This is a genomic window from Streptomyces sp. yr375 (genome assembly GCF_900110755.1).
In the GTDB taxonomy this organism is placed as follows: domain Bacteria; phylum Actinomycetota; class Actinomycetes; order Streptomycetales; family Streptomycetaceae; genus Streptomyces.
In genome coordinates this window covers 1-26,328 of record NZ_FOFF01000030.1, presented here as the reverse complement: position 1 = coordinate 26,328, position 26,328 = coordinate 1, and the positions used below count along the sequence as shown (strand labels likewise).

General features: G+C 71.3%; 18 protein-coding genes. 4 read left to right on the top strand and 14 right to left on the bottom strand.

Going from position 1 to position 26,328, the window contains the following annotated elements:
- Window positions 1-21 precede the first annotated feature (21 nt).
- Together BMZ82_RS25710 and BMZ82_RS25705 are read right to left on the bottom strand one after the other, a co-directional pair.
- Window positions 22-2,304 (bottom strand): glycosyl hydrolase family 95 catalytic domain-containing protein, encoded by a 2,283-nt coding sequence (locus tag BMZ82_RS25710; RefSeq protein ID WP_093779824.1) that lies wholly within the window; start codon window positions 2,302-2,304, stop codon window positions 22-24.
- Window positions 2,301-4,307 carry a beta-galactosidase gene (locus BMZ82_RS25705; protein WP_093779770.1) on the bottom strand — a complete coding sequence of 669 codons (2,007 nt, stop codon included), beginning with the start codon at window positions 4,305-4,307 and terminating at the stop codon, window positions 2,301-2,303. The genes BMZ82_RS25710 and BMZ82_RS25705 overlap by 4 nt, the downstream gene beginning before the upstream one ends.
- 466 nt (window positions 4,308-4,773) lie before the next feature.
- On the opposite strand from BMZ82_RS25705, the gene BMZ82_RS25700 reads away from it, so the two are divergent.
- The gene (locus BMZ82_RS25700) at window positions 4,774-7,650 is read left to right on the top strand and encodes a glycoside hydrolase family 3 C-terminal domain-containing protein (protein ID WP_093779769.1); all 2,877 of its coding nucleotides are present in this window, start codon (window positions 4,774-4,776) and stop codon (window positions 7,648-7,650) included.
- Between the two features lie 86 nt (window positions 7,651-7,736).
- Here the strand turns inward: BMZ82_RS25700 and BMZ82_RS25695 are convergent, their stop codons facing one another.
- The 4 genes from BMZ82_RS25695 to gabT all read right to left on the bottom strand — a co-directional run bounded on the left by BMZ82_RS25695 (window position 7,737) and on the right by gabT (window position 12,669).
- Window positions 7,737-9,200 carry an aldehyde dehydrogenase family protein gene (locus BMZ82_RS25695; RefSeq protein ID WP_093779768.1) on the bottom strand — a complete coding sequence of 488 codons (1,464 nt, stop codon included), beginning with the start codon at window positions 9,198-9,200 and terminating at the stop codon, window positions 7,737-7,739.
- A gap of 22 nt (window positions 9,201-9,222) precedes the next feature.
- On the bottom strand, window positions 9,223-9,966 hold the full coding sequence (locus BMZ82_RS25690; RefSeq protein WP_093779767.1) for a phosphatase PAP2 family protein: 744 nt from the start codon (window positions 9,964-9,966) through the stop codon (window positions 9,223-9,225).
- Window positions 9,967-9,979: 13 nt separating this feature from the next.
- Window positions 9,980-10,870, bottom strand: a complete 891-nt coding sequence (locus BMZ82_RS25685; protein WP_093779766.1) for an alpha/beta fold hydrolase — start codon at window positions 10,868-10,870, stop codon at window positions 9,980-9,982.
- Window positions 10,871-11,334: 464 nt separating this feature from the next.
- The gene (gene gabT / locus BMZ82_RS25680) at window positions 11,335-12,669 is read right to left on the bottom strand and encodes a 4-aminobutyrate--2-oxoglutarate transaminase (RefSeq protein ID WP_093779765.1); all 1,335 of its coding nucleotides are present in this window, start codon (window positions 12,667-12,669) and stop codon (window positions 11,335-11,337) included.
- A gap of 246 nt (window positions 12,670-12,915) precedes the next feature.
- On the opposite strand from gabT, the gene BMZ82_RS25675 reads away from it, so the two are divergent.
- Together BMZ82_RS25675 and BMZ82_RS25670 are read left to right on the top strand one after the other, a co-directional pair.
- On the top strand, window positions 12,916-15,264 hold the full coding sequence (locus BMZ82_RS25675) for an ATP/GTP-binding protein (protein WP_093779764.1): 2,349 nt from the start codon (window positions 12,916-12,918) through the stop codon (window positions 15,262-15,264).
- A 150-nt stretch (window positions 15,265-15,414) separates the two neighbouring features.
- Window positions 15,415-17,043, top strand: a complete 1,629-nt coding sequence (locus BMZ82_RS25670) for a PucR family transcriptional regulator (protein WP_093779763.1) — start codon at window positions 15,415-15,417, stop codon at window positions 17,041-17,043.
- A gap of 139 nt (window positions 17,044-17,182) precedes the next feature.
- Here BMZ82_RS25670 and BMZ82_RS25665 read toward each other — a convergent pair whose 3' ends face one another.
- The 7 genes from BMZ82_RS25665 to BMZ82_RS25635 form a co-directional block, all read right to left on the bottom strand.
- Window positions 17,183-17,635, bottom strand: coding sequence for a bifunctional DNA primase/polymerase (locus BMZ82_RS25665; RefSeq protein WP_093779762.1), 453 nt, complete (start codon window positions 17,633-17,635; stop codon window positions 17,183-17,185).
- A 178-nt stretch (window positions 17,636-17,813) separates the two neighbouring features.
- On the bottom strand, window positions 17,814-19,217 hold the full coding sequence (locus BMZ82_RS25660; protein WP_093779761.1) for an NAD(P)/FAD-dependent oxidoreductase: 1,404 nt from the start codon (window positions 19,215-19,217) through the stop codon (window positions 17,814-17,816).
- Window positions 19,218-19,236: 19 nt separating this feature from the next.
- The gene (locus BMZ82_RS25655) at window positions 19,237-20,043 is read right to left on the bottom strand and encodes an ABC transporter permease (RefSeq protein ID WP_093779760.1); all 807 of its coding nucleotides are present in this window, start codon (window positions 20,041-20,043) and stop codon (window positions 19,237-19,239) included.
- Window positions 20,044-20,973, bottom strand: coding sequence for an ABC transporter permease (locus BMZ82_RS25650; protein ID WP_093779758.1), 930 nt, complete (start codon window positions 20,971-20,973; stop codon window positions 20,044-20,046). It lies immediately after the preceding gene.
- A gap of 1 nt (window position 20,974) precedes the next feature.
- Window positions 20,975-22,132 (bottom strand): ABC transporter ATP-binding protein, encoded by a 1,158-nt coding sequence (locus BMZ82_RS25645; protein WP_177244666.1) that lies wholly within the window; start codon window positions 22,130-22,132, stop codon window positions 20,975-20,977.
- 5 nt (window positions 22,133-22,137) lie between these two features.
- Entirely contained in the window at window positions 22,138-23,385 is a 1,248-nt protein-coding gene (locus tag BMZ82_RS25640) for a polyamine ABC transporter substrate-binding protein (protein WP_093779754.1), read from the bottom strand.
- 71 nt (window positions 23,386-23,456) lie between these two features.
- The gene (locus tag BMZ82_RS25635) at window positions 23,457-24,971 is read right to left on the bottom strand and encodes a gamma-aminobutyraldehyde dehydrogenase (protein ID WP_093779752.1); all 1,515 of its coding nucleotides are present in this window, start codon (window positions 24,969-24,971) and stop codon (window positions 23,457-23,459) included.
- Window positions 24,972-25,162: 191 nt separating this feature from the next.
- Between BMZ82_RS25635 and BMZ82_RS25630 the strand changes: the two genes are divergently transcribed.
- Window positions 25,163-25,756, top strand: coding sequence for an NADAR family protein (locus BMZ82_RS25630; RefSeq protein ID WP_093779750.1), 594 nt, complete (start codon window positions 25,163-25,165; stop codon window positions 25,754-25,756).
- 276 nt (window positions 25,757-26,032) lie between these two features.
- Here the strand turns inward: BMZ82_RS25630 and BMZ82_RS25625 are convergent.
- Window positions 26,033-26,328: transposase (locus BMZ82_RS25625; protein WP_143098913.1), on the bottom strand; the 296-nt coding region annotated here is incomplete at its 5' end.

Sequence of the window (26,328 nt, the reverse complement as noted above, 5' to 3'; positions counted from 1 at the left end):
CCCTTCCATGGGTGGGGGGAGTTACCACGTCTCCAGGGTGATGACGTGGTCTTCTCCGGCGACTAGGTCGAGCGGCTGGGCTTCGCCGTCGCCGTCGCCGTCGGAGGAAGTCCGGAGTTCTATGCGATGGGTGCGGTGCGGCTTCAGGACGGCCCGGGCGCCTTCGGGGCCCCAGGAGAGGTCGAGTTCGGCACCGAACCGGGTGCGTACGCCCCGGAGTTCGCCCGTGGGGAGAGCGGACGGGAGCGCCGGGAGCAGGACCAGCCGGTCGGGGGTCGACTGGACCAGCGCCTCGATCAGCACGGCGGGCAGGGTGTGGGCGGCGTCGGCGTTGTAGACGTCGCGGCGCGGGTAGTGGGCGCTCATCAGGGAGGCGTGGAAGAAGTCGCCGTCCAGGACCGCGCCGAGGGCGTGGGCGACCCGGTGGCCGTCGCGCAGCCGGGCCGCGATCAGCGCGTGGTGGAGGTGGCCGTGCGCGGAGTCGTTCTCCGCGCCGCGCAGTTCGAGGGCGCGGTGGGCGGCGGCCGCGAGGCGCGGGGTGTCGTAGGGGTTGATCTCGTCCAGGGGCCAGACGCCGTAGAGGTGGCTGAGGTGGCGGTGGTCGTAGGTGTCGTCCAGGCCTGGCCACGCCCATTCGGCCAGGGCGCCGTCCGCGTTGATGCGGTGGGGTGGGAGGCGGTCGGCCAGGGCTCGCCAGCGGTTGGCGGGGGCATCTGGGTCGGTGGGGGCGTCCGGGTTGTTCGGGTGGTAGGTGGCTGCGGTGCGTAGGGCGTGCCGGGCGGCCGAGAGGTCCATTGCCGCGTTGAGGGCGCCCCAGCTTGCGCCTGTCGGGCGGTTCTCCGGCGAGTAGGAGGGGACTATGACCAGCCTGGCGTCCGGGTTGTCGCAGTCGTCGGGGTCCGTGCGGGTGAGGAAGTCCTCGTAGAAATGGGCTACTTCGGCTAGGGCTGCTGCGGTGCGCGGGTCGCGTGTGCCTTGTGTCTCGTCGTGGTCGACCAGGGGTTTGAGCAGCCAGTCGGCACCGGCGGTCCACAGGTGCAGCGGGTACTCGCGGCTGAAGTGGTACGTCAGGCCGGACTCGCCGTCACTGTGCGCGGGCGCGACCGCGCCCCGGGCGCCGAAGACCGCTCTAGCGTTCTCCCGCCAGTCGTCTATCTGACGGTGGATCAGAGCAGCTAGGGCGTCGGTCACTTCGGGGAGAGCCGCGCAGGCGGCCGAGGCGGTCTGGAGGTTGAGGTTCGCGTCGTGGGTGAACGCCCCGGCCCAGGCGGTGTTCCAGTCGCCGGTCCACAGGCCGGGCAGGCGGGGCGGGTTCAGGCCGGAGGAGGACAGGAGGTGGTAGCGGCCGGCGGCGAACAGGCGCTCCAGGAGGGCCGTGCTGCGGGGGCGTTCCAGTAGTTCGGAGCCGGGCAGGGCGCGCTCGCCCGGGTCGGCTTGCAGGTCGAGCGTGACGCGTTCGTAGGCGGGGCGGTGGAGGGGGAGGTGGCGGTCCAGCAGGTCGTCGTAGGAGTGCGGCAGGTTGCCGTCCAGGGCACGGTGTTCCGCCGTGATGTCGAGGTCGCCGGTGTGGCGGCGTACCCGGGTGAGCAGCAGTACGGAGTCCGCGCCGGTGACGCGCACGCCCGACTGGATCAGCTCGGTGCGGCCGCCGGTGGTGACGACCAGGGTCACGCCTGTGTAGGCGCGGTCGCTGTCGTTGTCGGGGTAGCGGGCGTGCAGGGTGAGCAGGGCGCCGTCCGGGGTGCGGGCCGAGCTCTGGCCGACGGCCAGGTCGGCGGGTGCGCCCGGGAGTCGGTGGTCCAGGGAGATGTCCAGGTCCAGGCCGGTGATCTGATGGACGATCACGTCGTCGGCTCGGGAGACGAAGAGGCGGCTGGTGATGTCCGCGCAGGCGGCCCTTGTTTCGCCGGTGGTGAAGTCGACGGAGCGGCGGTAGGAGCGGTATCGGCGCGGGTCGTTCGAGGGGGCTTGGGTCAGTCTGATCTGGAAGGCCGGGTGGAAGGGCTGGACCCACTGGAGGGGGCGGTGGTCGGTGAAGCTCTCTGCCGCCTCCCACTCTCCGGCCAGCAACTTGTCCTGAAGCGCGGGGAGTTCGGCTGCCAGTTCCGGCGGGCGAGCGTGTTCTGCGCCGTTGGGGCGGACCAGGGAGTGGTGGGTGACGATGACCCGGTCGTCGTACGGGTCTCCGAACGTGAGGGTGCCGTGGTGGCCGTTGCCGCTGAGGAAGGCGTCCTCCCAGCGGGCGGCGGGCTCGTACTCGAAGGTGCCGTGCAGGGGGTGGGCGGGGGGTGCGGGGTTGGTCATGGGCACAACACCACCACGGCGTGGCGGCCTAGCGTGACTTCGTCCGTGATCGTCGTGCCGGTCAGCAAGTCGTGGTGGGTGCCCGGGAGTTGGACGGTGACCGGGTCCCGGCCGTGGTGCAGCAGGAACAGCAGGTCGCCCCTGCGGACAGCCTCGACGCCGGGTGGGAGGCCTTCGAGGACGGGGTGGGCGTCCGCGTCGGCGGCGACGCGGGCGAGCAGGGCGCGGAAGGCGTCGGGCTCGGGGAGCGTGGAGACGTACCAGGCACGGCCGTTGCGCAGAACCGCGGGCAGTCCGTCTAGTTCGCCGCCCTTGTAGACGTGGACGGTGTCCACCGTGTCCGCTTCGGCCGCTTCCAGTTCCTCCGACCACAGGGTCGCGCGGAAGCCGTCGGTCTCGATGCTCTCTCCCGCCTCCAGTGGCCACCATTCGTGCAGGGTGCGGATGCCGAACAGGTCGCGCAGCCGGGCGTCCATGCCGCCGGGGCGGACCCGGTCGTCCTCGTCGGCCACCCCGGTCAGGAAGCCGGCCACGAGGGTGCCGCCGCCGTGGACGTAGGCGAGGAGGTTGTCGATCGCCGCGTCCGTCATCGCGTACAACTGGGGGACCACGACCAGCTTGTAGCCAGTGAGGTCGTGCTCAGGGTGGGCGAAGTCGGTGGTGTGGTGGGCCTCCCACAGCGCGCGGTGCCAGGCGTGCAGGACGGTCGCGTGGTCTACGTGGGTGGAGGGGCGGGCCTCCTGGGCCCCGGCCCACCACGCGTGCCAGTCGTGCAGGATCGCTATGTCTGCGGTGGTGGTTGTCGACTTCTGATGATTCGTCATCTCCTTGCTGATTCGGGACAGTTCTGCTCCCAGTTGTTTTATCTCCTGGTAGCTGCGGCCCTGTTCGCCCGCGTGGCCGACCATCCCGGAGTGGAACTTCTCCGCTCCCTGCCGGGACTGGCGCCACTGGAAGTAGCAGACCGCGTCCGCGCCGCGCGCCACCGCCTGGAGGGACCAGAGGCGGTTGAGGCCGCGCGGCTTGGGGTGGTTCACCCCGCGCCAGTTGACCGCGCCGGCCGCCTGTTCCATCAGCATCCAGGGGCCGCCACGGGCCTGGGAGCGGGTCATGTCCTGGACCAGGGCGCCGTGTTGGGCACCGAGGGGGTCGCGCGGGTCGGGGTAGAGGTCGACCGAGACCACGTCCTCTTCCTCGGCCCAGCGCCAGGCGTCCTGGCCGATGAAGAGCGGCATGAAGTTGGTGGTGACCGGGATGTGCGGGGTGTGCCGGGCGACGATGTCGCGTTCGGCGACGTAGCACTCCAGGAGCGCGTCGGAGGTGAAGCGCCGGAAGTCGAGCACCTGGGTGGGATTCTTCAGGTAGTGGGGCCGGCGGGCGGGCAGGATGCCGTCCCAGGTGTCGTAGCCCTGGCTCCAGAACGCCGCGCCCCAGGCGGTGTTGAGGGCGTCGAGGGTGCCGTACTTCGCGCGCAGCCAGCGACGGAAGGCGGCGGCCGCCTCGTCGCCGTGATCGGCGGTGCAGTACTCGTTGTTGATGTGCCACATCGTGAGCGCGGGGTGGCCGCCGTAGCGGGCGGCCAGGTCCTCGGTGATGGCGGCGGCATAGCGGCGGTAGGTGGCGCTGGAGTGCGAGAAGTGCTGACGGCCGCCCCACCACTCGACGTCGCCGTTCTCGTCGCGGGGCAGGGTGTCCGGGTGCAGTCGGCCCAGCCACGGGGGTGGGGCGGAGGTGGGGGTGGCCAGGACCGCGCCGATGCCGTGGTCGTGCATCAGGTCCATCAGCCGGTCCAGCCAGCCGAACTCCCTTGCGCCCGGCTCGGGTTCGAGCTTCGCCCACGAGAAGACGCCCAGGGTGACGGAGTTGACGCCGGCGTCCTTCATGAGGCGGACGTCCTCTTGCCAGGTCTCTTCGGGCCACTGCTCGGGGTTGTAGTCGCCGCCGAAGAGGATGCGGCCGCGGGTGGCGTCGGCCAGGGTCGGGGGCTGGTGCTCGTTTGGCATCAGGCTGTTTCTCCGTACGGGATGCCTCGGCCGGATACGCGCGCTGCGGCTGCGGTTGGTGGGTGGGTCGGGGTCGTGTCGGTGCGGCGAGTCCGTCGCGTGTCGGGCATACGGCTGCCCGCTGCCACAGTCCGACGAGACGGTGACGAACTAAGCGACGGACTGCGCCACACCGCCACGACCCACTCCCGTGGACTGGCACCCGCGGGCGCGTCGGGGTGCCCTGCCGACCCGGAAGGCCACGCCCCTTTTCTGTCGAAGCGCTTCGATGTTGCTGCGAGGTTAAGTGAATGACCTGGGGTGCACAAGGGTCGGTTACGAGATTCCTGCGAGGAGGTGGGGGTTACGCGTTTGCTTGTGCTGAATGGATTGGCGGTGACGTCCTCTTGACACTCGCCCATGTGTCGAATGAGCATCGAAGCGCTTCGAAAGGACCTTCCCGCTCCATCGCAAAGGGATTCTCCAAGTGACCGCACACACGACGCCCCCGCCGCCTTTCCGCGATCCGCAACTGCCCTTCGCGAAGCGCATCGACGATCTGCTGTCGCGGCTGACCCCGGACGAGAAGGTCTCCTTCCTGCACCAGTTCGCACCCGGCGTGGAGCGGCTCGGCATCGCCGCGTTCCGTACCGGCCAGGAGGCGCTGCACGGCGTCGCCTGGATGGGTCCCGCCACGGTGTTCCCGCAGGCCGTGGGGTTGGGCGCGACCTGGAACACCGAGCTGGTGCGCCGGGTCGGCGAGGCGGTGTCCAAGGAGGTCCGGGCGATGCGCGCCCACGACGACCGCGTCGGCCTCAACGTCTGGTCCCCCACGGTCAACCTGCTGCGCCACCCGCTGTGGGGCCGTAACGAGGAGGGCTACTCGGAGGACCCCCGGCTGACCTCCGCCATCGCCACCGCCTACACGCACGGGCTGCGCGGTGATCACCCGACGTACTGGCGCACGGCCCCGGTCCTCAAGCACTGGCTGGCCCACAACAACGAGACCGGCCGGGACGTCACCTCGTCCTCGGTCCGCCCGCGCGTGCTGCACGAGTACGACCTGCGCGCCTTCCGCGGCGCGGTCGAGGGGGGCGCGGTGGCCGGGGTGATGCCTGCCTACAACCTGGTCAACGGCCGTCCCAACCATGTCTCGCCGTATCTGCGCGAGCATCTGCGAACCTGGACGGACGAGGATCTGTTCGTCTGCTCCGACGCGGGCGCGCCCTCCAATCTGGCCGACTCCGAGCACTACTTCGACACCCACGAGGAGGCGACGGCCGCCTCGCTGATCGCCGGTGTGGACAGCTTCACCGACCACGGCACCGACGGTTCGAAGATCGTCGCCCGGATACGGGGCGCCCTGGCGCAGGGGCTGTTGACCGAGGCCGACGTCGACTTGGCGGTGCGCCGTCAGCTTTCGGTGCGGTTTCGGCTGGGCGAGTTCGATCCGCGTGACGACCCGCACGCGAGCACCGGCGAGTTCGACACCCCTGCCCACCGCGCCCTCGCCGGGGAGGCCGCCGAGCAGGCGATCGTGCTGCTGCGCAACGACGGTGTGCTGCCGCTGGCCTCGGACACCCGGATCGCGGTGGTCGGGCTGCTCGCCGACGAGTGCAAGCTCGACTGGTACAGCGGCACGCTGATCCACCGCTCCACGCCGCTGGAAGGGCTGTACGAGCGGTTCGGCGCCGAGCGCGTCGCCTTCGCGGAAGGCGTGGACCGGGTGGTGGTGAAGACCTCCACAGGGGCGTTCCTGAAGGTCCTTGCCGGGCCCGAGGAGGAGGGGGAGGGCGGGGTGCGTGGGGCCGAAGGGGCTCTGGATCCCGCTCTGCTCGCCGGTCGTACGGATCTTCCTCCGCTCACCACCGACGATGTCGGCGGCACCGAGTTCGCGCTCGTCGACTGGGGGGAGGGGGTGGTGACGCTGCGCGCGCCCGACGGGCGGTATGTGTCCGTTGCCGAGGACGGCTTTCTGCGTGCCTCCGCCGACCAGCCGGGGGGCTGGATCGTCCAGGAGACGTTCCGTCTCGAGCCCCGTGAACACGGGTACCTCCTGCGGCACTTGGGGACCGGTCGTCATGTCCGTGTCGCCGCCGACGGTGTGCGGGTTGCCGCGGAGGGTGAAGAGGTTCCCGAGGTTTTTGAGGTCGTCGTCGCCGAGCGCGGTGAGGATGCCGTGGCCAGGGTTGCCGCCGAGGCCGACGTGGTGGTGGTCGTCGCGGGCAACGACCCGCACCTCAACGGCCGGGAGACCGAGGACCGTACGACACTGCGGCTGCCGTCCCAGCAGGAGCGGCTGCTCGCCGCGGCCCGGGCGGCCAACCCGCACACCGTGCTGGCGCTCGTGTCGGCGTACCCCTACGCGATCGAGCCGGGTGGGCTGTCCGCGGTGCTGTGGACGGCGCACGGCGGGCAGGCCGCGGGCACCGCCCTCGCCCGGGTACTCGCCGGTGACGTCTCGCCCGCCGGCCGTCTCCCCCAGACCTGGTACGCCGACGACGCCGATCTGCCCGATCTCCTCGACTACGACGTGATCGGCGCCCGTCAGACGTACCTCTACTTCGAGGGCACCCCGCTGTTCCCGTTCGGGCACGGCCTGTCGTACGCGTCGTTCTCCTACGCCGATCTGGCGGCGCGCGTCGAGGGTGGCGCGGTGCACGTCTCCTTCACCGTCACCAACACCGGGGACGTGACGGCCGACGAGGTCGCCCAGCTCTACACCCGCGCGGTGGATCCGTCGGTCACCCGGCCGCGCCGTGAGCTGCTCGGCCATCGCCGGGTGCGGCTCGCCCCCGGCGCGCGGGGGGAGATTTCTTTTGAGGTCCCGTTGTCCGACTTCGCGTTCTGGGACGTGGCGCACGGTCGGTGGCGTCTGGAGTCCGGCCCCTATGACCTGCTCGTCGGCGCGTCCAGTACGGATGTCCGGCTGCGCAGGACCCTCACGCTGGAGGGTGAGCCGTCCCTCCCGCGCCCGGTCCGCCTGCGCGGTCTGGAGGCCGCCGACTTCGACGAGCAGAGCGGTACGGAGATCGTCGACCGTACGAAGGTGTCCGGCGACGCGGTGACACCGGTGCAGGGGGCGGCGGACGGGACGGGTGAACTCGTCTATCGTGCCTGCGATTTCGGTACGGGAGTGGGGGCGGGGGTGGCTGGTGTCACTGTGACCGTTGCCGGGTCCGGCAGCGTTGAGTTGTCGCTTGGTGGTGGGACGGTCCTGGCCACCTTGGCCGTCGCCTCGGGCGGCGGAGGAGCGTACGACTATGTCGACGTCCACTCGGCCTTCGGCGCCGAGGGCGTCCATGACCTGCGTGTCAGGTTGCGCGGGGCGCTGCGGCTCGCGCGGGTCGGGTTCTCCGGTTGAGGCCCGGCACCGGAAGGCATCGGTGCCGGGCCTCTTCCGAGGAGCTTATATGAAAATGGTTACCATTTACTAGGGGGCTCGGCCCGTTAGAGTGCGAGGCCTGTCAGGACCAGTACGCGTTCGTACGTGTAGTCCTCCATCGCGAACTTCACGCCCTCGCGGCCCACGCCCGACTGCTTCGCACCGCCGTACGGCATCTGGTCGGCGCGGTAGGAGGGGACGTCCCCGACGACTACCCCGCCGACCTCCAGCGCGCGGTGGGCACGGAAGGCTACCTGGACGTCGTGCGTGAACACGCCTGCCTGGAGGCCGTACTTGGAGGAGTTGACGGCCGCGAAGGCCTCGGCCTCGCCGTTCACCTTCGTCACGGTGAGGACCGGGCCGAAGACCTCCTCGCGGGCGACCTTGGTGTCCGCCGGTACGTCGGTGAGGACGGTCGGCGCGTACGAAGCGCCGTCGCGCTTGCCGCCCGCGAGGAGGGTGGCGCCGGCCGTTACGGCCTCGTCCACCCATGTCTCGACGCGCTTGGCCGCGTCCTCGCTGACCAGCGGGCCGACGTCGGTCGCGCCGTCGGCGGGGTCGCCGGTGACCTGGGCCTCGACTGCGGCGACGATGCGCGGCAGCAGGCGGTCGTACACGGCGGCGTCCGCGATGACCCGCTGCACCGAGATGCAGGACTGGCCGCCCTGGTAGTTGGAGAAGGTCGCGATGCGGGTCGCGGCCCAGTCCAGGTCGGCGTCGCTCGCCCAGTCGCCGAGGACGACGGCCGCGCCGTTGCCGCCCAGCTCCAGGGTGCAGTGCTTGCGCGGCACCGAGTCCATGATCGCGTAGCCGACCTGCTCGGAGCCCGTGAAGGAGATGACCGGCAGCCGCTCGTCCTGGACGAGGGCGGGCATGCGGTCGTTCGCCACCGGCAGGATGCTCCAGGAACCGGCGGGCAGCTCGGTCTCGGCGAGCAGGTCACCGATGACCAGGCCGGAGAGCGGGGTCGCCGGGGCGGGCTTCAGGATGATCGGCGCGCCGGCCGCGATCGCCGGGGCGATCTTGTGGGCGCACAGGTTCAGGGGGAAGTTGAAGGGCGCGATGCCGAGCACGACACCCTTGGGGAAGCGCCGGGTGAGCGCGAGCCTGCCCTGACCTCCGAGGTCGGTGTCGAGGCGCTGCGCCTCGCCGCCGTTGAACCGCCGGGCCTCCTCGGCGGCGAACCGGAACACCGAGACCGCGCGCCCGACCTCGCCGCGCGCCCACTTGATCGGCTTGCCGTTCTCGGCGGAGATGAGCTGCGCGATCTCCTCGGTGCGCTCGACGAGGCGACGGCTCACATGGTCGAGGGCGGCGGCGCGGACGTGGGCGGGGGTGGCGGCGAACTCGTCCCGTACGGCGTACGCGGCGGCCACCGCCTCCTCGACCTGCGCGTCCGTCGGCACGCTCACCTTGCCGACGAGCCGGCCGTCCCACGGGGACGTGACGTCGAAGCTGTCCTCGCCGGTGACCTGGCGGCCGGCGAGCCAGAAGGCGTGGGCGCCCCCCACGTTCTTTTCCTGGGGCATGTGCGAGTCCCGGCCCTTCCGCTTAGGGGGTGTCCTGAGGTTTCCGTGCTCCACGGTAGGGGCGGGAGGCCGATGGGTCGCTTGTCCGAGTCGTACGGGTGGGCGGCGGGGGTGCGCCGGTTTGGCGCGGTCGGCCCGCGTCCGTACGCAGGCGGTTCAGGGAGAGTCGTAGCGCACCCAGCAGCACTGTGCACAGGCACCAGCTAGCCATTACGTCCAGCGGCCAGTGGTAGCCGCGCCGGACCAGTCCGTACGAGACCGCCAGGACCAGGAGTGCGGCGGTGGCTACGGCCGTCCGGCGGGCGTACGCCGTGCGCAGCCATGGCAGCAGGATCAGCACCGCCGAGCCGTAGGCCACGGCTGCCGTCGCCGTGTGTCCCGAGGGGTAGTAGCCGGTCGCCGGTGGCACTGCGGGCGTACCTGGACGGTCCGTCCACTCCTTCAGGGGTACGACGATCAGCGGCACCAGGATCATGAGTCCCAGCGCGGCTGCGGACGGCACCCACCACCGCGTCCCGCCCGCCGCCCTCCCCCGCCAGGCCGCATACCCCGCGACCAGTAGCAGGACGGGCACCGCCACCTGCACATCGCCCAGGTCCGCCAGGAGTTCGGAGGCGCGGTCGGGGTGGACGAGGGCGCTGCTGAGGCGCTGGTCCATGCGCAGCAGGGGGCCGTCGACCGCGACCTGCCAGGTGATCAGGACGAAGAGGAGAGCGGGCAGGGCCAGCAGGGGGAAGAGGAAGGCGCGGGTGGGGCGGGGCGGCATGGGGTCCAGCTTGTCAGCAGCCGTTGTCCTCGCGAACCGTGTGGTCGAGGATCGCGGCGGCCAGTGGGGGGTGGATCGGGTTTGGCAGGGCGTGGCCCATGCCGGGGATCTCGACCGTACGGGCGTTCCCGATCACCTGGGCGAGGTGCTGGGCGTGCGGTGGCGGGTAGACGGGCTCGGCCGGGGCGTGGACGACCAGGGTCGGGACGTCGTTGCGGGCCAGGCGCTCGGTGCGGAGCAGGCCCGAGGTGTCCGCCAGGACGTGTGCGGTGCTGGTGCGGTGGTGGCCTGTGTGGGCGATGATCCGGCGTTCCTGGGCGCGGGTGTACTCGGCGTCGAAGGGGATCGCGTCGCCGGCCAGGAGCCGCCAGTGCTCGACCCGGCGGTCCAGTTCCAGTTCCAGGTTCGGGGTGTCCGGTGGCTCCTGGCGGGCCCACAGTTGTAGTAGTTCCGGTGTGGGGCCGGGGAGGTCCGATGCGGGGACTTCGGTGCCGTCCGGCGCTCGGTAGGGGGTGTCACTGAGGGCGCCGGTGCCGATCAGGGTGGCGGTGCGGAGGCGGTCGGGGTGGTCGGCCAGGAGGAGTTGGGTGAGCAGCCCGCCCAGTGACATGCCGACGACATGCGCGCGGTCGGCCCCGAAGGCGTCCAGGACCTTGACGGCGTCCTCGGCCAGTTCGGCGATGGGGTACGGGTGCTCGTCGTACGCCCACGTGGAGCGGCCGGTGTCGCGGTGGTCGTAGCGGATCACTCGGTGGCGGGCGGCCAGGAGGGTCACGAACTCGTCCGGCCAGCCGAGGCCGGGGGCCTGTGCGCCCATGATCAGGAGGAGTGGGGGTGCGGTGGCGGGGCCCTCGGCCTGGGCCCAGAGGCGGATGCCGGGGGCTGCGTCGACGAAGCGTTCCATGGGGTCTCCGGGGGCGGGGAGGGGACGGGAGGCGGGCGCGCGATGAGTTTTGCGATGCGAGACGAGACGTATCGTATTGTATGCGGGGTGGAAAAAAGACCCCGGAATGGATCCGAGGTCTGGTTTCCGTGGGCTGTGCCCGAGGAGGAAGTCGGCCACCCCGGAACAGGGGGGGTGATTCCGGGGTGGCCGTACAGACCGGAAAACGTCGGCCGCCCCGGGGGGTTTGGGGCGGGCGACCGTCCGATCGGTGGAGATCCGGAGCCGGAGCTCCGGTTGTGTGCGCGAGGGCACGACCAGGTCGAAGCTGGGGAGGCCCCGGCCTGGGTCCGTCCACGGTTTCCCGTGGGCGGGGTGTATCTCTCATCTGGGTAGAACGTACGGCAGTGACAGGCGGTGCGACAGATGGAATCCCGTCCCCCCATCCACCCCGCACACCTTCTTCACACGGCCGCCGTCACGGCTCAGATGCGGGTGAAGGCCTGCTCGATGATGTCGAGGCCCTCGTTCAGGAGGTCCTCGCCGATGACCAGCGGCGGCAGGAAGCGCAGTACGTTGCCGTAGGTGCCGCAGGTCAGGACCAGCAGGCCTTCCTGGTGGCAGGCCTTGGCGAGGGCGGCCGTCGTCTCGGTGTCCGGCTCCTTCGTCGTACGGTCCTTGACCAGTTCGATGGCGATCATCGCGCCGCGGCCCCGGATGTCGCCGATGACCTCGAACTTCTCGGCCATGGCCGCGAGGCGGGACTTCATCGTCGTCTCGATCGCCTTCGCGCGGGCGTTGAGGTCGAGCTCCTTCATCGTCTCGATCGCGCCGAGCGCGCCCGCGCAGGCCACCGGGTTGCCGCCGTAGGTGCCGCCGAGGCCGCCCGCGTGCGCGGCGTCCATGATCTCGGCGCGGCCGGTCACCGCGGCGAGCGGCAGGCCGCCCGCGATGCCCTTGGCCGTCGTGATCAGGTCCGGGACGATGCCCTCGTCCTCGCAGGCGAACCACTGGCCGGTGCGGCAGAAGCCCGACTGGATCTCGTCCGCGACGAAGACGATGCCGTTGTCGGACGCGAACTTGGCGATCGCCGGCAGGAAGCCCTTGGCGGGCTCGATGAAGCCGCCCTCGCCGAGCAGGGGCTCGACGATGATCGCGGCGACGTTGCCGGCGCCGATCTGCTTGTTGATCATGTCGATCGCCTGGGCGGAGGCCTCGGCGCCGGCGTTGTCGGGGCCGGTCGGCCAGCGATAGCCGTAGGCGAGCGGGACGCGGTAGACCTCGGGGGCGAACGGGCCGAAGCCCTGCTTGTACGGCATGTTCTTCGCCGTCAGGGCCATCGTGAGGTTCGTCCGGCCGTGGTAGCCGTGGTCGAAGACGACGACCGCCTGCCGCTTGGTGTACGAACGGGCGATCTTGACGGCGTTCTCGACGGCCTCGGCGCCGCTGTTGAACAGCGCGGACTTCTTGGCGTGGTCGCCCGGGGTGAGTTCGGCGAGCGCCTCGGCGACCTCGACGTAGCCCTCGTACGGCGTGACCATGAAACAGGTGTGGGTGAAGTCGGCGAGCTGGGCGGTGGCCCGGCGGACGACGGCCTCGGCGGACGCGCCGACGGAGGTCACCGCGATGCCGGAGCCGAAGTCGATCAGGCGGTTGCCGTCGACGTCCTCGATGATGCCGCCGCCCGCGCGCGTGGTGAAGACGGGGAGCACCGAGCCGACGCCGGCGGCGACCGCGGCGAGACGGCGGGCCTGCAGCTCCTGCGACTTCGGGCCGGGGATGGCGGTGACGACGCGGCGCTCCTGCGGAAGGGCGGTCATGAGGGGCTCCTGGGGGTGTACGGCCGTGCGGACTCTTACCTCTTTTGTCGCAGGCTAGGACCGGCGACGGAAGCTGGGCATGCTCCATGTGGGCGGTGTCGGCGACGCCGGTTGTCCGCCGTGGACAGTGCCGGCCGGACGGCACTCCTCGCGGGCCCGGCCGCGTAAGCGGTGAACTCCCCTTGTGGGCGCGTTAGATTGACTCGCTGATGGTGGACGGAACGGCTGCTCAAGGGGGCAGGGGCGATGGACAGCGACGGGACGCGGGACGTCCGGGGCACGCAGGCGAATCCGGTGCCGCGCCCGGCGGGGCCTGCCCAGGTGCCGCCCCGGCCTGCGCATGCACCGGCCGCGAAGCCCTTCTCCTCCGCCGCCGCCGAGTGGCTGAACGAGGAGCGGCCCGCCGCGAAGCCCGGGATCTGGCGGTTCGGGTACCGGCTGCCGAAGCGCGGGCGCGCGGCGGAGCGGCTGGCGCCCGTCACCGTGGTGGGCATGCTGGTGCCGCTGGTGGTGGCGCTCGTGCTGTGGTCGCTGTGGCGGCAGGGCGCGGTGCCGTACCAGTTCACGCTGCTGCGGCTGTTCACGCCGGGCGACTGGTGGTGGGGCGGCACGATCGCGTCCGCGAAGAGCTGGCAGGGCGAGGAGGCCCGGATCCTCTACGACGGCGTCTTCTTCGGTCTCCTCGTCTGCGCCATGGGCCGGCTGGGCAGTTGGCCGGACACCGTGCGGCACTTCGTCGGCCGCCGGGCGCAGCCCGCCCGCGCCGGACTCGCCCTGCTGTGCGCGGTCGCCGCCCTGAGCCTCGTCTTCCCCGAGGCCCTCGGGCTCGGCTGGGACGCGCTGCCGGTCGAGCAGCCCGTCTTCGCCCTCGTCGCCCTGCTCTCCGGCGGCTACGACCTCTTCCGCTCCCCCCTGTTCGTGAACGCCCTGTACGTGGTCATGACGCTGCTCGTGGTGTGGCCGTTCGCGAAGGTCGGCGACTGGTGGCCGTACGTGAAGGAACGACTCGCCTCCCGGCGTGACCCGGCCGTCGCCGGCCCCGCCGCCGCGCGGCCCCTCGCCCAGTGGCCCGAGCTGCGGGACGCCGGGCAGTACGAGGCGGCCGAGCTGCTCACCGGTGAGGTGGCCGGCGGGCGGATGAACGACGTGGACTGCGCGCGGGTGCGACGGGCGTGGACGGCGGGGCTGCCCGACTTCCGGGACACCGTGCTGCGGCAGGGCGGGGCGGCCTGGACCCACCCCTCCGGCGCCCGCGACCTGCCCCGCCGCACCGCCCGGCACGACCTGCTCGCCGGGCAGGTGCGCATCGGCCGCTGGGTGGCCGCCGAGCGCACGCCGGTGACCTATCACGACGCGGGCGCCGCGCTCGGCCCGGACGTGCTGGGCACCTCGCTGCTGGCGGTCGGGCCGTCCGGCTCGGGCAAGACGCGCACGCTGCTCGAACCGCTGACCGAGGCGCTGGCGCTCCAGGCGCTCACCGGGGCGTGCGCGGTCGTCGCGGTGTCCGCGCCGGGCAGCGGGCCGCTCGGCGCGGACTCCGCGTTCGACGTGATCGTCCGGATCGGCGACCCGTCGTCCGTGCACGACCTCGACCCGTACGCCGAGTCCGACGACCCGGACGAGGCCGCCGCGATCCTCGCCGAGGCGCTGGTCGGCGACCTCGACACGGTGAGCGCCCAGGGCGCGGCCACCGCGCTCGCCCAACTGCTCGGCCCCCACCGGACCGTCCACGGCCGCTTCCCCACCCTGCCCGAGCTGCGCGAACTGCTGGAGGGCGAGCCGACGGCGGTGGCCGCGCTGCGGGAGGCGGTGGCCGGTGACGAGGTGATGCGGCGCGAGCTGGAGGCGCGCGTCCGGCAGACGGGGACGCCGGGCGACCCGGGGCGGGCCCTCGCCGACCGGCTGGCGCTGCTCGCCCGCCCGGTGTTCGCGGACTTCTTCGGCGGTGGCGGCGACACGCACCGGGCGTTCTCGCTGCGCGCCGTCGCCCACCACCCGCTGCGGGTCCGCATCGACCTGCCCGAGCGGGGCCACGAGGAGGCCGCCCGGCTGATCACCCGGCTGGTCCTCGCCCAGTTCCACACCGTCGTACGGGAGCCGCGCGGCCACTTCGCCTGCCTGGTCCTGGACGACGCTACGAGCACGGTCACCGACGGGTCGGTGCGCCGGCTCCAGCGGCTGCGCTCGCAGAACGCGGGCGTGGTGCTCGCCCTGCGCACGGTCGGCGACGTCCCCGAGGCGCTGCACGGGCCGCTGTACGGGGCGGTCGGCTGCCGGATGGCCTTCGCCGGCATCACCACCTGGGACGGCAGCCGGTTCGCGCAGACCTGGGGCACCGAGTGGGTGGAGACCACGGAGGTCGCCAAGCACACCGTCTTCGCCGACCAGCCGATGACCCGCGCCATCCACGCCCTGCGCAAGCTGGTCACCGGCAAGGCGGTGACCACCGACGCGGTGACCGTGCGCCAGGTCGAACGGGAGCGGTGGTCGGCGTCCCGGTTGGCGCACGAGGTGCCGCCCGGGCACGCGGTGCTGTCCCTGACGAGCGTGCGGGGCGAGCACGCGCCGCCGCTGCTGGTGGACCTGCGGGGCTGACGGGACGTCCGGCACCTCCGAGGTCCCTCCGAGGCACCTCAGAGGCACCTCCGAGGTCCCTTACAGTGAGGCAGAATCGACACAGGCCGTTCATACGAAGCGGCCAAAAGATCACGATCGCTGATCGTCTCTCTTCGACCTGAAGGCCGTATGCCTCCCACGCTCGCCTCGCTCGTCCATCACTCCGCGCTGAAGCTGACCGTGCGGGCGGGCGGGGACGCTCTGGACGTGCCGGTGCGCTGGGCGCATGTCAGCGAGCTCGCGGACCCCGTGCCGTACATGGAGGGCGGGGAGCTGCTGCTGATCACCGCGCTGAAGCTGGACGCGGAGGATCCGCAGGCCATGCGGCGCTATGTGAAGCGGCTGGTCAAGGCGGGCGTGGTGGGGCTGGGCTTCGCCGTCGGGGTCGCCTACGAGGAGACCCCGACGGCGTTGGTGGACGCGGCCGAGGAGGAGGGCCTGCCGCTGCTGGAGGTGCCGCGCCGTACGCCGTTCCTGGCGATCAGCAAGGCGGTGTCTGCGGCGATCGCGGCCGACCAGTACCGGGCGGTGACGGCCGGGTTCGCGGCCCAGCGCGAGCTGACGAAGCAGGCGCTGACGGACGGTCCCGAGGGGCTGCTCGGGGCGCTCGCCGCTCAGGTCGACGGGTGGGCGGCGCTGTACGACGCGTCGGGCGCCGTCGTGGCAGCCGCGCCGGAGTGGGCGGGCCGGCGGGCCGCGCGGCTCACGGCGGACGTGGAGCGGCTGCGGGAGCGGCCGGCCCCGGCCTCGGCGGTCGTCGGGGGCGGCGACGGCGACGGCGGCGAGCCCTCCGGGGCCGACGACGGCCACCATGGCGACCGCGTCGAACTGCACTCCCTGGGCAACGGACGGCGGCCACGCGCCGCGCTCGCCGTCGGCACGGCGGCGGCGCTCGGCACCGCCGAGCGGTACGCCGTCCACTCGGCGATCGCCCTGCTCACCCTCGCCACCGAACGCTCCCGCCCCCTCCAGGAGGCCCAGCAGCGGATCGGCGCGGCGGTGCTGCGCATGCTGCTGGCGGGCGAACCGGACCACGCGCGCGCCGTCGCCGGGGACCTGTACGGCGAGCTGCTCGACGCCCCGTTCCGGGTGATCGTCGCCGAGTCGACGTCGGCATCGGCTCCGCTCGACGCGTCCGGTGACCCCTTCGGCGCTCTCGTCGAGGTCGTCGAGTCGGCGGCTGCCCGCGCCGGGGAGGACGTGCTCGTGGTGCCCCAGGGCGAGCGGCTGGTGGTGCTGGCCACGGACGGGGGTGCGACGGTGGCGGCGGGCACGCGGTACGCGGCGACGCTGGAGGCGGCGCGCGCGGACGGTGAAGCGGCGGACGACGACGGCGGCCTGGTCGTCGGTCTGTCGGCGCCGGCCGGGCCGATCGCGGCGGCAACGGCGTACAAGCAGGCCGAGCAGGCGCTGTCGGTGGCGCGGCGGCGGGGCCGGGTCCTCGTGGAGCACGAGCGGCTCGCGGCGGGCTCGGTGCTGCCGCTGCTCGCGGACGACGCGGTGAAGGCGTTCGCGGACGGCCTGCTGCGCGCCCTGCACGAGCACGACGCGACCGGCCGCGGCGACCTGGTGGCCTCCCTGCGGGCCTGGCTCTCCCGGCACGGGCAGTGGGACGCGGCGGCGGCCGACCTGCGCGTCCACCGGCACACCCTGCGCTACCGGATGCGGCGGGTCGAGGAGATCCTCGGGCGTTCACTGGACGACCCGGACGTCCGCATGGAGCTGTGGCTCGCGTTGAAGGCTACGTCGACGGACTGACGGGCCGGCGGGCTGACCGACGGCAGGGCGAAGGGGCCGCAGGTGTCCGCGTCGGCCGCACGGACGGCCGACGTGAAAATGGACCTGCCTAAGGGACCTACCTGAGGGACCTACCTACAGAAGGCTGTTCCGGTCTCCGTCAGCCGTTTCCTCCCCCGGCGAGGCCCGCCGCCGCCTCGTGCATCGCCAGTTCGAGGAGTGCCGGGTCGGTCAGGGTTCCGGAGCCGTCCGGCGGGACCAGCCAGCGCACGCCCCTGGTCGAGCGGCCCGGATACGGCACGACGATCCAGGTGCCGGCCCCGGCCGTGCGGATGCCGGTGCCGAGCCAGCGGGCGGCGGTGCCCGGCGCGACGAAGAAACCCATGCGGCTGTCTCCGAAGTCGACGAGCACGGGGCCAGGCCGGTCGAGGAACCGGGTCAGTACATCGAGGGTGGGATAGCCGAGTTCGCCCGGCAGGATGAGTACGTCCCAGGCCTTGCCCGCGGGCAGCAGCGCGACCCCTAGGGGGTTGCGCTCCCATTCCCAGCGGCATGCCTCGGGATCCGGTGCGACGGATGCCAGCCATTCGACTGCCGTCTTGGCCCCAGCCATGTGTGGTCCTCCCTTTCACTCGTGGACGCGGTCGCGTCACGAGGGGGAGAGGGCCGTGCACGGCGAGCATTACGCGGGTTCCGACGACCCGTAGGGGTGAACCAGGTCACACCCCGGCCCAAGACTCGGAAGGACTCGCAAGGACCCGGAAGGACTCGGAAGGACTCGGCTGAAGCCGCTAGCTGTCGAAGCCAAGCCCCAGCCGGTCCATCGTCTTCAGCCACAGGTTGCGCCGCCCGCCGTGCGCGTCGGCGCGGGCCAGCGACCACTTGGTGAGGGCGATGCCGGTCCAGGCGAACGGCTCTGGCGGGAAGGGCAGCGGCTTCTTGCGGACCATCTCCAGCGCCGTCCGCTCGGTGGCCTCCCCCGCGAGCAGGTCCAGCATCACCTCGGCGCCGAACCGGGTGGCCCCGACACCGAGGCCGGTGTACCCGGCCGCGTAGGCCACCTTCCCGTGGTGGGCGGTGCCGAAGAACGCCGAGAAGCGCGAGCAGGTGTCGATCGCGCCGCCCCACGCGTGCGTGAAGCGGAGGCCCTCCAACTGCGGGAAGCAGCCGAAGAAGTGCCGGGCGAGCTTGGCGTACGTCTGCGGCCGGTCGTCGTACTCGGCGCGCACCCGGCCCCCGTAAGGGTAGACGGCGTCGTAGCCGCCCCACAGGATCCGCTGGTCGGCGGAGAGCCGGAAGTAGTGGAACTGGTTCGCGGAGTCGCCGAGGCCCTGCCGGTTGTGCCAGCCGACCGAGTCGAGCTGGGCGGCGGTCAGCGGTTCGGTCATCAGCGCGTAGTCGTAGACCGGGACGGTGTACGGCCGCACCCGCCGGACCAGGCTGGGGAAGATGTTCGTGCCGAGCGCGACCTGCCGGGCCCGGACCTGCCCGTAGGGGGTGCGGACGGCCATCCCCGCGCCGTACGGCTTCAGGTCGAGGGCGGGCGTGTGCTCGTGGACGCGGACGCCGAGCCGTACGCACGCCTGTTTCAGGCCCCAGGCCAGCTTGGCGGGGTGCAGCATGGCCACGCCCCGGCGGTCGTGCAGTCCCGCCTCGAAGGTGGGTGAGGCGACCTGCGCGCGGACCGCGTCGGCGTCGAGGAACTCCAGGCCGTCGGCGAGGCCCCGGCGGTCGAGCTCCTCGTACCAGTCGCGCAGTTCCCACGCCTGGTAGGTCTCGGTGGCGACGTCGATCCCGCCGGTGCGCTCGAAGTCGCAGGCGATGCCGTGCCGGGCGATCGCCGCCTCGATCGCGTCGAGGTTGCGCGCGCCCAGCTCCTGGAGGCGGTGGATCTCGTCCGGCCAGCGGGTCAGTCCGTTGGGCAGCCCGTGGGTGAGGGAGGCGGAGCAGAAGCCGCCGTTGCGGCCCGAGGCGGCCCAGCCCACCTCGCGGCCCTCCACCAGCACCACGTCCCGCTGCGGCTCGCGCTCCTTGGCGACGAGCGCCGTCCACAGCCCGCTGTAGCCGCCCCCGACGACCAGCAGGTCGCAGGTCTCGGCGCCGGTGAGCGCGGGCTCGGGGTCCGGTTTGTCGGGGTCTTCCAGCCAGTAGGGGACCGGCTGGGCGTCGGAAAGGGAAGTGATCCACTGGTTCATGGCACGTTATGCCTCACGCCTAGTATTTACGACGGCGGTTTCCGATGAGCATCGAGGTCAGGACCAGCAGTACGGCGACCAGGAACATGGCGGTGCCGATGACATTGATCTGGACGGGCGTGCCGCGCTGCGCCGAACCCCAGACGAACATGGGGAAGGTGACGGTCGAGCCGGCGTTGAAATTGGTGATGATGAAATCGTCGAAGGAGAGCGCGAAGGCGAGCAGCGCGCCGGCGGCGATTCCGGGGGCGGCGATGGGCAGGGTGACGCGCAGGAAGGTCTGCACCGGTCCGGCGTAGAGGTCCTGGGCGGCCTGTTCCAGGCGTGGGTCCATCGACATGACGCGTGCCTTGACGGCCGTCACGACGAAGCTGAGGCAGAACATGATGTGCGCGATGAGGATCGTCCAGAATCCCAACTGTGCACCCAGATTGAGGAACAGGGTGAGCAGGGAGGCCGCCATGACGACTTCGGGCATCGCCATCGGCAGGAAGATCAGCGAGTTGACGGCGCCCCGCGCGCGGAAGCGGTAGCGGACCAGCGCGAAGGCGATCATCACGCCGAGGAGGGTCGCGCCGATCGTCGCCCAGATGGCGATCTGGAGGCTGAGCGAGAGCGATCCGCACAGTCCGGAGACCCCGCACGGGTCTTTCCAGGCGTCCGTGGAGAACTGCTGCCACTGGTAATTGAAGCGGCCCTTCGGTTTGTTGAAGGAGAACACCGTGACGACGATGTTCGGCAGCAGGAGATAGGCCAGCGTGAGAAGTCCCGCGATGACCACGAAATAGCGCTTGAGCCAGGTGAGGAATGCGTTGGCGAAGGACATTTAGACCAGATCCTCCGTCCCGGACCTGCGGATGTAGAAGGTGACCATGAGCAGGATCGCGGCCATGAGAATGAAGGAGAGGGCGGCGGCCGTCGGATAGTCCAGGACGTTCAGGAACTGCGTCTGGATCACGTTGCCGATCATGCGGGTCTTGGTGCTGCCGAGGAGTTCGGCGTTGACGTAGTCGCCGGCCGCCGGGATGAAGGTGAGGAGCGTGCCGGAGACCACGCCGGGCATCGACAGCGGGAAGGTGACCTTGCGGAAGGTGGTGCTGGGCCGCGCGTACAGGTCGCCGGCCGCCTCGTGCAGCCGTACGTCGATGCGTTCGAGCGAGGAGTACAGCGGCAGCACCATGAACGGCAGGAAGTTGTACGTCAGTCCGCACACCACGGCGAGCGGCGTCGCGAGGACCCGGTCGCCGGAGGTCCAGCCGAGCCAACTGGTGACGTCCAGGATGTGCAGCGTGTTGAGGGCGCCGACGACCGGGCCGCCGTCCGCGAGGATCGTCTTCCAGGCGAGGGTGCGGATCAGGAAGCTGGTGAAGAACGGCGCGATCACAAGGATCATGATCAGGTTGCGCCAGCGGCCCGCGCGGAAGGCGATCAGGTAGGCCAGCGGATAGCCCAGGACCAGGCACAGGACGGTGGCGGCGCCGGCGTAGACGACCGAGCGCAGGAACTGCGGCCAGTACTCGGTGAGCGCGTCCCAGTAGGTCGCGAAGTGCCAGGTGACCTTGTAGCCGTCCTCCAGGGAGCCCGTCTGCACGGACGTGGAGGCCTGGTAGAGCATCGGCAGCGCGAAGAACACGATCAGCCAGAGCAGCCCGGGCAGCAGCAGCCAGTACGGCGTCCAGCGCCCCCGTCTGCGCGGCGGGGCCTTCGCGGGGGCCGTCGGGGAGAGCGGCGGAGGTGCTTCGGTGAGCGTCGCCATCTCAGACCGCCGCCTCTTCCTGGATGCCGGCGTCGATGTCCTGAGCCGCGTCCAGGCCGAAGGTGTGGGCCGGGTTCCAGTGCAGGACGACGTCGGCGCCGGGCACCAGCCGGGCGTCGCGGTCGATGTTCTGGGCGTAGACCTCGAACTCGGGGCAGACCGCGCTGTCGATGACGTACTGGGTGGAGACGCCGATGAACGACGAGTGGGCGATCCGCCCGGTGATGCGGTTGCGGCCCTCGGGGATCTCGCCCGCGTCGTCGGCGTGGGTGAGGGTGATCTTCTCGGGGCGGACGCCGACCAGCACCGTGCCGCCGGTCCTGGTGGGCGCCGAGCAGCGGGCCTCGGGCAGGACGAGCTTGCCGCCGCCCGCCTTCAGGACGATGTCGTCGCCGCTCTTGGCGTCGACCTCGGCCTCGATCAGGTTGGACGTGCCGAGGAAGTTGGCGACGAACGTGGTGTGCGGGTTCTCGTAGAGGTCGGTCGGCGAGCCGAGCTGTTCGACTCGGCCCGCGTTCATCACGGCGACCGTGTCGGCCATCGTCATGGCCTCCTCCTGGTCGTGCGTGACGTGCACGAAGGTGATGCCGACCTCGGTCTGGATGCGCTTGAGCTCCAGTTGCATCTGGCGGCGCAGCTTGAGGTCGAGGGCGCCGAGGGGCTCGTCGAGGAGGAGCACCTTGGGCTGGTTGATGAGGGCGCGGGCGACCGCGACGCGCTGTTGCTGGCCGCCGGAGAGCTGGTGCGGTTTCTTGCGGGCCTGCTCGCCGAGCTGGACGAGCTCCAGCATGTCGTCCACCTGCTTCTTGACGCTCTTGATGCCGCGGCGGCGCAGGCCGAAGGCGACGTTCTCGAAGATGTCGAGGTGCGGGAAGAGGGCGTACGACTGGAAGACGGTGTTCACCGGGCGCTTGTACGGCGGGAGGGCCGTGACGTCCTGGTCGCCGAGGTGGACGGTGCCGGAGGAGAGTTCCTCCAGGCCGGCGATCATGCGCAGGGTGGTGGTCTTGCCGCAGCCGGACGCGCCGAGGAGGGCGAAGAAGGAGCCGTGCGGGACGGTCAGGTCCATCGGGTGGACGGCGGTGAAGGAGCCGTAGGTCTTGCTGATGCCGGCGAGGCGGACGTCGCCGCCGCCGTTGCCGCTGTCGGTCGTCGTCATCGTCGTCACGCCCCAGTGAGCTTCGCGAACTTCGCCTCGTAGGCGGTCTCTTCCTCGGCGCTCAGGGAGCGGAAGGAGTGCGACTTCGCCTGCATGGCCTTGTCGGGGATGATCAGCGGGTTGTCCGCCGCCTCCTTGTCGATCTTCGCAAGGGCGTCCTTCACGCCGTCGACGGGACAGACGTAGTTGATGTAGGCGGCGAGCTGGGCGGCCGGCTGCGGCTCGTAGTAGTAGTCCATGAGCCGCTCCGCGTTCGTCTTGTGGCGCGCCTTGTTGGGGATCAGCATGTTGTCGCTGGACGTCAGATAGCCGCTGTCGGGGATGACGAAGTCGACGTCGGGGCTGTCCGCCTTGAGCTGGACGACGTCACCGGCCCAGGCGAGGCAGGCCGCGAAGTCGCCGCTGGTGAGGTCGGAGGTGTAGTCGTTGCCGGTGAAGCGGCGGATCTGGCCGCCGTCGACGGCCTTCTGGAGGCGGGCGACGGCCGCGTCGTAGTCGTCGTCGGTGAACTTCGCCGGGTCCTTGCCCATGTCCAGCAGGGTCATGCCCATGGTGTCGCGCATCTCGGTGAGGAAGCCGACGCGGCCCTTGAGCTTGGGGTTGTCGAGCAGGTCGGAGACCGACTTCACCTCCACGCCGTTCAGCGCCTTCTTGTTGTAGGCGATGACGGTGGAGATGCCCTGCCAGGGGTACGAGTAGGCGCGGCCCGGGTCCCAGTCGGGGCTGCGGAACTGCTGCGACAGGTTGGCGTAGGCGTGCGGGAGGTTGGCCGCGTCCAGTTGCTGGACCCAGCCCAGGCGGATGAGGCGGCCGGCCAGCCAGTCGGTGAGGACGATGAGGTCGCGGCCGGTGTCCTGGCCGGCGGCGAGCTGCGGCTTGATCTTGCCGAAGAACTCGTTGTTGTCGTTGATGTCCTCGGTGTACTTGACGCTGATGCCGGTGCGTTTGGTGAAGGCGTCGAGGGTGGGGTGGTGCTTGCCGCTGTCGTCGACGTCCATGTACTCGGTCCAGTTGGAGAAGTTGACGGTCTTCTCCTTCGCCGAGTGGTCCTCGGCGGACGTGCCGCCGGTGGTCTTGCCGGCCGCGGGGATCCCGCAGCCGCTCAGTGCGCCGAGGCCGCCCAGGGTGACCGCGCCGCCGGCGGAGGCACGCAGCAGCGAGCGGCGGGTGAGGGCCGCCCTGCCGTTGCGGAAGCTGCGCCGTATGGCGGCCACTTGGGCCGGGCTCAGACGGTCGGGCTCGTACTGCTTCATGCGCGTGGTGCCCTTTCGGGAGGTCCGGCCGTGGCCGGCGGCCGATGGTGTCGTCGCTGCTGGGTCGTCGCTTACGCGTCTCCGAAAATGGTGCGGTGCCAGGGCTTTCGAGCCACCGCCGTGTTATCGAACATAACGTGCTTTACCTGGGTGTACTCCTCGAACGAATACGCTGACATGTCCTTGCCGAAGCCGGAGGCCCGGTAGCCGCCGTGGGGCATCTCGCTGACGATCGGGATGTGGTCGTTGATCCATACACACCCGGCCCTGATCTCGCGGGTCGCCCGGTTCGCGCGGTAGACGTCCCGGGTCCACGCGGAGGCCGCGAGCCCGTAGGGGGTGTCGTCGGCGAGCGCGAGGCCCTCGTCGTCGCCGTCGAAGGGCAGGACGACCAGCACCGGCCCGAAGATCTCGGACTGGACGATCTCGCTGCCCTGGGCCGCGTCCGTGATCAGGGTGGGGAGATAGTACGCGCCGTTCTTCAGCTCGCCCTGCGGGGCCGCGCCGCCGGTCACCACGCGCGCGTGGGCACGCGCCCGGTCGACGAAGGCGGCCACGCGGTCGCGGTGGACGTGCGAGACCAGCGGGCCGAGGTCGGTGCCGGGGGCGAAGGGATCGCCGAGCCGGACGGTCTCCATGAGGGCGGCCGTGCGCTCGACGAACGCCCTGTAGAGGGGCCGCTGCACGTACGCGCGCGTGGCCGCCGTGCAGTCCTGCCCGGTGTTGATGAGCGCGCCCGCGACCGCGCCGTGGGCGGCCGCCTCCAGGTCGGCGTCGTCGAAGACGACGAAGGGGGCCTTGCCGCCGAGCTCCAGGTGGAGCCGCTTGACGGTCGCGGTGGCGAGCTCGGCGACGCGCCGGCCGACGGCGGTGGAGCCGGTGAACGACACCATGGCGACGTCGGGATGCCCCACGAGGTGCTCGCCCGCTTCCTTCCCGGTCCCGTTGACGATGTTGACGACACCGTCGGGGAGGCCGGCGTCGGTCGCCGCGCGGGCGAAGAGGAGGGCGGTGAGCGGGGTGAGCTCGGCGGGCTTGAGCACGACGGTGTTGCCCGCGGCGATCGCCGGGAGGATCTTCCAGGCGGCCATCTGGAGCGGGTAGTTCCAGGGCGCCACGGAGCCGACGACGCCGATGGGTTCGCGGCGGACGTAGGAGGTGTGGTCGCCGGAGTACTCGCCCGCGGACTGCCCGGCGAGGTGGCGGGCCGCGCCGGCGAAGAACGCGGTGTTGTCGATGGTCCCGGGCACGTCGAACTCGCGGGTCAGCTTCAGGGGCTTGCCGCACTGGAGGGACTCGGCGCGGGCGAATTCCTCGGCGCGGTCGGCGAGGACGGCGGCGAGGCGGTGCAGGGCGTCCGAGCGCTCGCCCGGGGTCGCGCCCGACCAGCCCGGGAAGGCGGCGCGGGCGGCGGCGACGGCCGCGGCGACGTCGGCGGCGGAGGCCAGGGCGTAGGTGAGGACCTCGTCGCCGGTGGCCGGGTCGACGACGGTGTGGGCAGCGCCCGAGGTGCCGTGGCCGAGGCGGCCCGCGATGTACTGCGCGCCGTCGGCGAAACGTTCCTGTGCGGGGTACCGGTCCTGCATGTCGCTCTCCTCCGCCTTCGCCCCGCTGTGCGCGGGGGCGGGTGACGTAGCTCCAGGCTGATGTGATTGACGATGCTGACAGAGCAAGGGCACTCCAACAAGTGATTCCGTTGTTGCCTTTTGGTTACGCGACGGAATCTGTCGGCGAGGGGTGGCCGGGTGGCGGGGCGGGGCGAAAAAGGCGGGACGCAATGTCGGTGGTGCCTGCCATGCTGGCGGGCATGGAGAAGATCGACGGGCTGGAGGCCCTGGTCAGGGAGGTTCGGGCGGGGGCGCGGATCAAGTATCTGCACTTCTGGGGACACCGGCCGCGGGCTGACGGCCAAGTGGGCGCGAGCTGTCTGAGCCAGTGGTGGCCGTCACCGTTCGTGGTCGACGGGGTCGCCTACGCGACGGCCGAGCACTGGATGATGGCCGCCAAGGCGCGGCTCTTCGCCGACCCGGAGGCGGAGCGCCGGGCGCTGGCCGCCCGGACCCCCGCCCAGGCGAAGAAGGAGGGCCGCCTCGTCCGCGACTTCGACGAGGCGACCTGGGAGCGGGAGCGGCTGCGGATCGTGGTCGAGGGCAGCACCCACAAATTCGCCTCGGACCCCGCCCTACGAGCGTTCCTGCTGGCCACGGGCCAACGCGTCCTGGTGGAGGCAAGCCCGACGGACCGCGTCTGGGGCATCGGCCTGGCGGCGGACGACGAGGCGGCAATGAACCCGGAGCGCTGGCGGGGCGCGAACTTGCTGGGCTTCGCACTGATGGAGGCACGGGAGCGGTTGAGGACGGGGGTGGGCTGAGGGGGGTTCTGGTGCGGGGGCCTGGCGCGGGGCATCCGGCGCGGGGCATCCGATACGGGGGCCTGGCACGCGGGGCGTCTGGCACGGGGGCATAGCGCGGGGCGTCCGGCGGACGGCGGTGGGAGGAACGGGTTGCCTGAGCCGGGCCTTGAGCGGGGCATGAGTGGTGGTCGGAGGCTGCCTGGGGGGACGGGGGCGGGGGCCGCCCGAGGGGGATGCCTAAGCGTTGTCCCGTAAATGATCTTCGACGTGTTCGTTGGCCTGCCTGTTTCTTCGTCAGCCGGCGAGGGTGAGGTTGTGCAGGCGGGCGATGCCGAGCATCGCGTGGTGGACGCCGTCGCCCTTGAGACGGCAGTCACGGAGGATTTTCCAGGTCTTCATCCGGGCGAAGGCGTGCTCGACGCGGGCGCGAACTTTGCGGTGGGAGGTGTTGTGTTCCTCTTTCCAGGCCGGGAGTTCGGTCTGGCCGGGTTCGCGGCGGTGCGGGATGACCAGGCCGGTGCCCCGGTAACCGCCGTCGGCGATGACCGTGGTGTGACCGACGGCGTCTTTCGCGCCGGACAGTTCCCATG

Bases quoted from the DNA above. Each gene is read 5' to 3' on its own strand.
- BMZ82_RS25710 (WP_093779824.1), bottom strand. From the start codon at position 2,304: ATGACCAACCCCGCACCCCCCGCCCACCCCCTGCACGGCACCTTCGAG.
- BMZ82_RS25705 (WP_093779770.1), bottom strand. From the start codon at position 4,307: ATGCCAAACGAGCACCAGCCCCCGACCCTGGCCGACGCCACCCGCGGC.
- BMZ82_RS25695 (WP_093779768.1), bottom strand. From the start codon at position 9,200: ATGCCCCAGGAAAAGAACGTGGGGGGCGCCCACGCCTTCTGGCTCGCC.
- BMZ82_RS25690 (WP_093779767.1), bottom strand. From the start codon at position 9,966: ATGCCGCCCCGCCCCACCCGCGCCTTCCTCTTCCCCCTGCTGGCCCTG.
- BMZ82_RS25685 (WP_093779766.1), bottom strand. From the start codon at position 10,870: ATGGAACGCTTCGTCGACGCAGCCCCCGGCATCCGCCTCTGGGCCCAG.
- gabT (WP_093779765.1), bottom strand. From the start codon at position 12,669: ATGACCGCCCTTCCGCAGGAGCGCCGCGTCGTCACCGCCATCCCCGGC.
- BMZ82_RS25675 (WP_093779764.1), top strand. From the start codon at position 12,916: ATGGACAGCGACGGGACGCGGGACGTCCGGGGCACGCAGGCGAATCCG.
- BMZ82_RS25670 (WP_093779763.1), top strand. From the start codon at position 15,415: ATGCCTCCCACGCTCGCCTCGCTCGTCCATCACTCCGCGCTGAAGCTG.
- BMZ82_RS25665 (WP_093779762.1), bottom strand. From the start codon at position 17,635: ATGGCTGGGGCCAAGACGGCAGTCGAATGGCTGGCATCCGTCGCACCG.
- BMZ82_RS25660 (WP_093779761.1), bottom strand. From the start codon at position 19,217: ATGAACCAGTGGATCACTTCCCTTTCCGACGCCCAGCCGGTCCCCTAC.
- BMZ82_RS25655 (WP_093779760.1), bottom strand. From the start codon at position 20,043: ATGTCCTTCGCCAACGCATTCCTCACCTGGCTCAAGCGCTATTTCGTG.
- BMZ82_RS25650 (WP_093779758.1), bottom strand. From the start codon at position 20,973: ATGGCGACGCTCACCGAAGCACCTCCGCCGCTCTCCCCGACGGCCCCC.
- BMZ82_RS25645 (WP_177244666.1), bottom strand. From the start codon at position 22,132: ATGACGACGACCGACAGCGGCAACGGCGGCGGCGACGTCCGCCTCGCC.
- BMZ82_RS25640 (WP_093779754.1), bottom strand. From the start codon at position 23,385: ATGAAGCAGTACGAGCCCGACCGTCTGAGCCCGGCCCAAGTGGCCGCC.
- BMZ82_RS25635 (WP_093779752.1), bottom strand. From the start codon at position 24,971: ATGCAGGACCGGTACCCCGCACAGGAACGTTTCGCCGACGGCGCGCAG.
- BMZ82_RS25630 (WP_093779750.1), top strand. From the start codon at position 25,163: ATGTCGGTGGTGCCTGCCATGCTGGCGGGCATGGAGAAGATCGACGGG.